At 57.4% G+C, this 6,148-nt stretch carries 7 protein-coding genes; 2 read left to right on the top strand and 5 right to left on the bottom strand.

Going from position 1 to position 6,148, the window contains the following annotated elements; genetic code table 11:
- On the top strand, positions 1-300 hold a 300-nt coding region (locus BSU04_RS07315), incomplete at its 5' end, for a TetR family transcriptional regulator C-terminal domain-containing protein (RefSeq protein WP_373452803.1).
- Positions 301-479: 179 nt separating this feature from the next.
- Here BSU04_RS07315 and BSU04_RS07310 read toward each other — a convergent pair.
- The 4 genes from BSU04_RS07310 to BSU04_RS07290 all read right to left on the bottom strand — a co-directional run bounded on the left by BSU04_RS07310 (position 480) and on the right by BSU04_RS07290 (position 4,630).
- Positions 480-1,580, bottom strand: a complete 1,101-nt coding sequence (locus BSU04_RS07310) for an IS5 family transposase (RefSeq protein WP_089159977.1) — start codon at positions 1,578-1,580, stop codon at positions 480-482.
- A gap of 491 nt (positions 1,581-2,071) precedes the next feature.
- Positions 2,072-2,314 carry a transposase gene (locus tag BSU04_RS46285; protein ID WP_089159975.1) on the bottom strand — a complete coding sequence of 81 codons (243 nt, stop codon included), beginning with the start codon at positions 2,312-2,314 and terminating at the stop codon, positions 2,072-2,074.
- 62 nt (positions 2,315-2,376) lie between these two features.
- Complete coding sequence (locus tag BSU04_RS07295) at positions 2,377-4,446, bottom strand: recombinase family protein (RefSeq protein WP_089159974.1); 2,070 nt, start codon at positions 4,444-4,446, stop codon at positions 2,377-2,379.
- Complete coding sequence (locus BSU04_RS07290; RefSeq protein WP_089159973.1) at positions 4,439-4,630, bottom strand: hypothetical protein; 192 nt, start codon at positions 4,628-4,630, stop codon at positions 4,439-4,441. Before BSU04_RS07290 ends, BSU04_RS07295 begins: the two co-directional genes overlap by 8 nt.
- 209 nt (positions 4,631-4,839) lie before the next feature.
- Between BSU04_RS07290 and BSU04_RS07285 the strand changes: the two genes are divergently transcribed.
- On the top strand, positions 4,840-5,799 hold the full coding sequence (locus tag BSU04_RS07285) for an IS5 family transposase (protein WP_089159972.1): 960 nt from the start codon (positions 4,840-4,842) through the stop codon (positions 5,797-5,799).
- Here BSU04_RS07285 and BSU04_RS07280 read toward each other — a convergent pair.
- On the bottom strand, positions 5,794-6,033 hold the full coding sequence (locus BSU04_RS07280; RefSeq protein WP_089159971.1) for a hypothetical protein: 240 nt from the start codon (positions 6,031-6,033) through the stop codon (positions 5,794-5,796). The two genes, BSU04_RS07285 and BSU04_RS07280, sit on opposite strands and share 6 nt — an antisense overlap.
- Positions 6,034-6,148 lie beyond the last annotated feature (115 nt).

Here is a 6,148-nt window from a genome sequence, read left to right as displayed (position 1 = left end):
GACCCGCAAACACCCTCTCGTCTTTGCATGTTCGCCGCGATGACGAGCGAGGAAGTCCTGGCGGAGCCCGACTTGCGGGAACGCGTTGAGCAAGGCATGAAACATTTCGATGCCCGTGTTGCCCAGCGTCTGCGCGAGGATCAGGATAAAGGAATACTTGATGCAGCACTAGACCCGCGCGTAGTTGCGCAAGTCATCACGACCTATTTGCAAGGCGTGTGGCGCATGGCGGTAGTGGATTACAACCGGCCGCGGTTCGAGCGGCAGATCGATGCGTTTCTAAGCGGGCTTGGCCTTTAAATTCAAGCGGAAGTGGTCCGCCTAGCAGGCTGCGGAAATACAGCCATGAAAAGACGATTGTTCCCTCGACCTGAGCGACAAATGTCGTGATTTTTACATTGCGAAATTTCGTGCGCTAATACCGACGTCTTCGGCGTGGCGTAGATCGTTTCCGCGCTATGTCGTTGCCTAATTTGCCTCTACAGGCGGACTTGTCCTAATGAGCGCAGGCGCACGAGGTTGTAGGCGGCCATGTTCAGAACAAACATTTGGTCAACCCTCTTCAGCCCCCGTACCGTGACCTGACGCATACGACCCACGGTCTTCACCCACCCGAAGCCTTGTTCGATTAACTTGCGCTTTTGTTGAGAAATGGCATAGCCCACACTCGCTGCGATTGTGTCGGCGACAGCCGAGCGCCGTCCCGAGGTGTTTTGTGCCACGTGCGGGGTTACCTTCATCTCCTGGCAAGCTTCGATGAATTCCTGCGCGTCATAACCCTTATCCGCGCCCACCGTGATTTCGACACGATCATCGTCAATTGCTTGCCGTGCATCGTTAAGCATGACCTTGGCCGCTTCGCGTTCAGCATGCCCGTCAGCGCATGTGACGCGCGCGTTGACGATCAGACCGTGGCGGTTGTCACTGAGCGTGTGGCCCATGTAGCGCAATTCACTGGCGGTCTTCCCCTTACGATAAAGTCGCGCTTCAGGATCAGTCTTGGACTGATGCGTCTCGTTGCTGCGTTTGCTACCCTTGAAGTCGCCCTTGTCGTCACCGCCCTCGTTGTTCTGATCGTCACTATCTTTACGTACGAAACTCTTGTGGCCTGCCCAGGCGTGAATTAACGTACCGTCCACGCTGAAATGCTCCCCCGAGAGCAGTTCCTTCTTCCCGGCGATCTTCACCACTTCGTTGAAGAACTCGATTACCGCGTCGTGCTTAATCAACCGCTCGCGGTTCTTGGTGAAGACCGTGGGCACCCACACCACGTCATCCATTGCCAAGCCAATGAACCAGCGGAACAGCAAGTTGTATTGCACCTGTTCCATAAGTTGACGTTCCGAGCGGATGCTGAATAGCACCTGGAGCAGCATAGCTCGCAGCAACTTCTCCGGCGCAATGCTCGGGCGTCCGCCTTTGACGTCGGCCTCATACATCCTGGCGAACAGCCGGTCCATCTTTGCAAGCGCATCGTTCGCCATTACTCGAATCGAGCGCAGTGGATGCGCGCTTGGAACGAAGTCTTCCAGCTTGCGCACGGAAAACAAACTCTCGGTAAACGTGTCGTTGCCGCGCATGATCTCTTCAGGCAGTAGGGGTCTTTATTAAACGCTCTCAGCTGCGTTCGCGATGACATTCGTAGTCGGTATTTCAGCGACCTGCTAGAGCAGTGGCGGTATGTCTGCGGAAACTCGGACCTCCAGTAAATACGGACCTGGATAACTCATGCAACGTTCAAGCGTTGCATAGAGCTCAAGCGGTTCAGCGATCATTTCCGCTTATTGCACGATAACGCTTGTCGCAGGGCGTGCTCGTCCGATGGCGTCGTAAAGTAGGTCGTACGTAGTGACATTGCCCGATTCAGGTGGATCAAGTTCCTCGGCAGGCGCTATGGTGCGCGTGCACTTCGCGACCTTGGCGACGAGAAATGCGTATGCGCGGGCGGGATCTGCGAGGAATCCCGCGTATGTGGAATAACCGGATACCTTCCGGAAGAACGTTGCCATTCGGGGCTCGAACATTCGCCACCAATCCAGTGTTCAGCTGGTTTCGATATTAAGAGACGGTTTCAAAAAGCCGACGTGGATCGCTGAAGGGTATTCCAGCAGATTAAACAAGCGGCGAACTTCAAGAAAGCTTCGTGAATCATGGCGAGTCGCTCGTAGCGGACTCGGAGACGATGAAAATTGTGGAACCAGGCATGAGTACGTTCGACTACCCATTGAGGTGTACTGTCAACAGCGGACACTCTTTTCTTAAGCCGCCTGTTGTTTTTTGCTAAACGCTTCAGCAAACAACGCGGGCGGAACATAACCTAGGCGTGAGTGGCGCCGTTGGCGGTTATACAAGTATGTTTCATAATGCCCAACCTCGCTATGTCGTTGATAAATCTAGAGAGCCCTGTTGTGCCGTTGGTATTTCGGGGCGTCCGCGCCGGGCGCGAGTGCGCGCGACGAGTTCGGTGACAGCGATGGTGTTCAGTGAATTACGATTGAAGATCCATGGCCCATTGGACAACGGATGTTCTGCCGTGATGTCGCCGCCCTCGACTGCGAGCCTGAGGGTCTTGGGACTCACGCCGATGAACGCCGCGGCCTCAGTCAGATTCATCCATCCTTCGGCCGCGCGCCGCTCGCTCGAATAGACGGGGATTTGATGGTGGCTGCGCAACGAGGTAACGCGCTCCTGAGTCCAGAAGTTACCCCGACCGGTGCGCAGGTCATTGCGATTGAGCACGCTGGCAATCAACAAATCCGGACAGATGCGTGCGAGCTGGCGCACGGCATCAATTGCTTCCGGGGATGTATGAGTGGCGTTCTGGCCTCGGCGCCGTCGCGGTACGCGGACTTCTGTATGGACGCCGCCTTTCCAGTGAATGACGAGTACGATCTCGCTTGCCGTGTCGTCGACGTCGACGACGACTTCGTGAATCAATGTGCGCACAATGCGCTTCTTCAAGCGAGCATCGGCGTGCGGCCAGATCGACTCCAGCGCGGTGGCAAGTTCCGTGAACTCCTCAGGTTGCGCAGGCGGGAGTTGGCCGGATGCGTACGACTGCTGCCCGATTCGCGATTCCAGTTCCTCCACGCGCACTAGCGCATCATTCCAGCGCCGCTCCAGCTCGTCGGCGACGAGTCGGTTGTCGGGATCAGCAGCGTCGTACTGCTTTTGCGCGCGTTGCGCTGCATAGCGGGCCGCTTGCAGATCGCGCTGCAATGCAGCCAGTACTTCGTCATGCTTATGGACCTCTTCTTCACGCGCCACGATCGCCGCCTCGATTGCTGCAGGTTGGACTACGCGCAAGACCGCCTGGGCAACGGCCGCATCCACGCGTGTACCGCCGAAGGCGATACAGCGAGGCTGCCCTTTGTCGAGCCACGCCCGATGACAGGTGTAGCGCAAGGCGTCATACTGGTTACCCGTGTAGTGTAGCGTCAGCTTGCTCGCACACCGCCGGCACCGCAATAGCCCCGACAACAACGCCTCGCCGTTCTTGGGAGCACCTGCCTGCCCGCCAAGACGCACGTTGGCGTGGATCACGCGCTGGATTCGTTCAAACTCATCCCAATCAACGTATCCCTCGTGAGCATTGGGGATCAGCGCCAACCATTGATCTCGTGGTTTGCGTTGGTCACGTTTGCGCGGTTCTCCGCCCTCGTAGTAGATCGTAGATTCCGTCTTGCCATAGGCATATGCGCCACCGTAGACCGGGCTGGTCAGGATCTGGTACACCGTTCCGTAGTACGGCCGCTTCCAGTGGATCTCGCCGCGCGGTGTGCACGCCGGCAACTGCAGGCCGTGCTCCAGAAACCATAGTAAAGTCTGGCGTACAGAACCAATCGCGGCGAACTGGCGGAACACTGAACGGATGGCTTCCTGCACACGCAAATCCGGATCCTTCTCCAGGCGCTGGTCTTCGGTCTTGCGATAACCGACGGGCGCCGTGATGATGAGCTCGCCGCGTCTGGCTTTCTCGCGGCGCGCTTCCACCGAACGCTGACGCAGAAGATCCAGTTCGTATTCATTGAGGCTGCCCTTCAATCCAAGCAGCAAACGGTCATTGCTTAGCCGTGGCGCGTATACGGTCTCCTGATCGATCAGGACGGTATCGACGACACGGCAAACTTCGACCAGTTGCTGCCACTCGCGACTGTTGCGCGCGAATCGCGAAACCTCGCGAGCGGCAACCGCGCCAACGCGCCCAAGACAGACCTCTGCCACCATCCGTTCAAAACCCGAGCGTGTCTGCGTGCCAGCTGCAGAGCGGCCCAGATCCTCATCTATTACTTCAACCTCGTGCCAGCCCAACTGGTGCAGACGATCCTGCATCGCGTACTGCAGTTTCTGGCTCTCCAGATTGTGGCTGACCTGGTAAGCCGACGACTGGCGCACATACAGCATCGCCTTGCGCGCCAGATGCTGCGCCTGGATCTTGTCACTCATCGCACACCTCCTGTTGGAGTGCGGCGGCGTACAGCCCGCGTCGGTGTTGCCGCAGCAATTGCACCAGCAAGCGCATCGTCTGCTGCCGTACCTCCGGTGGCAAGTGCGTCCACTGCGGTGTCTTCGGGTAAGGATGAAACAGGTCGAGTTGATCGCCCGGTCGTGGGCTCGTCGCGCGTCGCATCAGCACCTCCGGTAAGGAGCAAAGGATGGTGCTCGGCTTGTACCATATTCGCTTGCGCGGCAAGCGACGTATCAGCGAGCAAGCGCTTCAGATCGGCGTTGTTGCAATAAAGAGATCGGTGCAGAGATGACGTTTACGCGCAACGGTCTTGGCACTGCCTCTGTTAACTCGATGAGGAACTGCGTAGATTCTCGATATTTGGCGGGAAGATGCGCAAGGACGAACGCAAGAGCCTCGGGCCGAAAGGCGTTTATCGAGTCAGGAACTGGTCGGAGTACAACGCGGGGCTGATCGCACGAGGCAGCTTGACTATGTGGATTGACGAAAGCGCATTCATGACTGGGAGCGAAGCGGGGCCTGTCAAACGCGGTAGGCCGCAGGTCTACTCGGACGCCATGATTCAGGCCGTGCTTACGCTTAAGCACGTTTATCATTTGACGCTTCGAGCCGTTCAGGGCTTTGTGCAAAGCCTTCGTGAACTTGCGTTTGCAAATCTGATTGTGCCCAACTATACGACGCTGAGCCGCCGCGCACAGCACCTGCAGGTGAGATTGCCCGAGATGTCGAGCGGGGAACCGGTCCATCTGGTTGTCGATAGCACGGGCGTTAAGCTTTACGGCGAAGGCGAATGGAAGGTGCGCAAGCACGGCTATTCTAAACGGCGCACGTGGCGTAAGGTCCATCTGGGACTGGACGTAAAGACGGGTCAGATACGCGCGGCACTGATGACGCATCAGGATGTCGACGACGCCAGTGCATTGCCCGGTTTGTTGGCGCAGATTCCTGTCGATGAACCCATCGATACGATAGGCGGTGACGGTGCATACGATACAAAGCAGTGCCATAAGGCGATCACCGAGCGCGGCGCTACGCCGTCGATTCCGCCGCGCGAGGGCGCGAAACCTTGGTCGGAAAGCATACCCGGAGGAAGCTGGCGAAATGAAGCCATCAACGGTATTGCGCGAGACGGCCGAGACGAATGGAAGAGGCGCAGCGGCTACCACCGACGTTCGCTGATCGAAAATACGATGTACCGCTTTAAAACGCTCACAGGGAATTGTCTCTCGGCGCGCTGCATTGGTTCGCAAGCGACGGAGATCGCCATCCGTGTTGGCATCATCAACCACATGGTCACACTTGCACGCCCGCAATCCGTGCGTATCTCATGAAGTTAGGATCGCGGGTGAACGCTCGCCTGCACCATCGATTTTTGCAACAACGCCCTTCAGATCGCGTAGCGCCTCACAGGTGACGACGGGAGAAATTGCGGAAGTAACGTGACAACAGGCAACCGGTTCGAACATCCACAGCGGCACCTCCGATACACGCGCCGTCTCGAGTGGATCGAGTGCGCAGCGCAGAACGATCTCGCCGTTCTTCTCCACCGTATTGAAGATCAGCACCGTACGTCCGTACCATGGGTGCCAGCGATAGAGAACTTTCCGCGACTCGGTAATATGGGTGTTGTGTTGACGGCTTGTATAACCGGAGTCGTCGCCACTCCACGCTTGGCCAAGT

Source organism: Caballeronia sordidicola (assembly GCF_002220365.1).
In the GTDB taxonomy this organism is placed as follows: domain Bacteria; phylum Pseudomonadota; class Gammaproteobacteria; order Burkholderiales; family Burkholderiaceae; genus Caballeronia; species Caballeronia sordidicola_C.
Note: the sequence above shows the minus strand (reverse complement) of the source record. Positions and strands in the feature narration are given on the sequence as shown.

Bases quoted from the DNA above. Each gene is read 5' to 3' on its own strand.
- BSU04_RS07310 (WP_089159977.1), bottom strand. From the start codon at position 1,580: ATGCGCGGCAACGACACGTTTACCGAGAGTTTGTTTTCCGTGCGCAAG.
- BSU04_RS46285 (WP_089159975.1), bottom strand. From the start codon at position 2,314: ATGTTCCGCCCGCGTTGTTTGCTGAAGCGTTTAGCAAAAAACAACAGG.
- BSU04_RS07295 (WP_089159974.1), bottom strand. From the start codon at position 4,446: ATGAGTGACAAGATCCAGGCGCAGCATCTGGCGCGCAAGGCGATGCTG.
- BSU04_RS07290 (WP_089159973.1), bottom strand. From the start codon at position 4,630: ATGCGACGCGCGACGAGCCCACGACCGGGCGATCAACTCGACCTGTTT.
- BSU04_RS07285 (WP_089159972.1), top strand. From the start codon at position 4,840: ATGCGCAAGGACGAACGCAAGAGCCTCGGGCCGAAAGGCGTTTATCGA.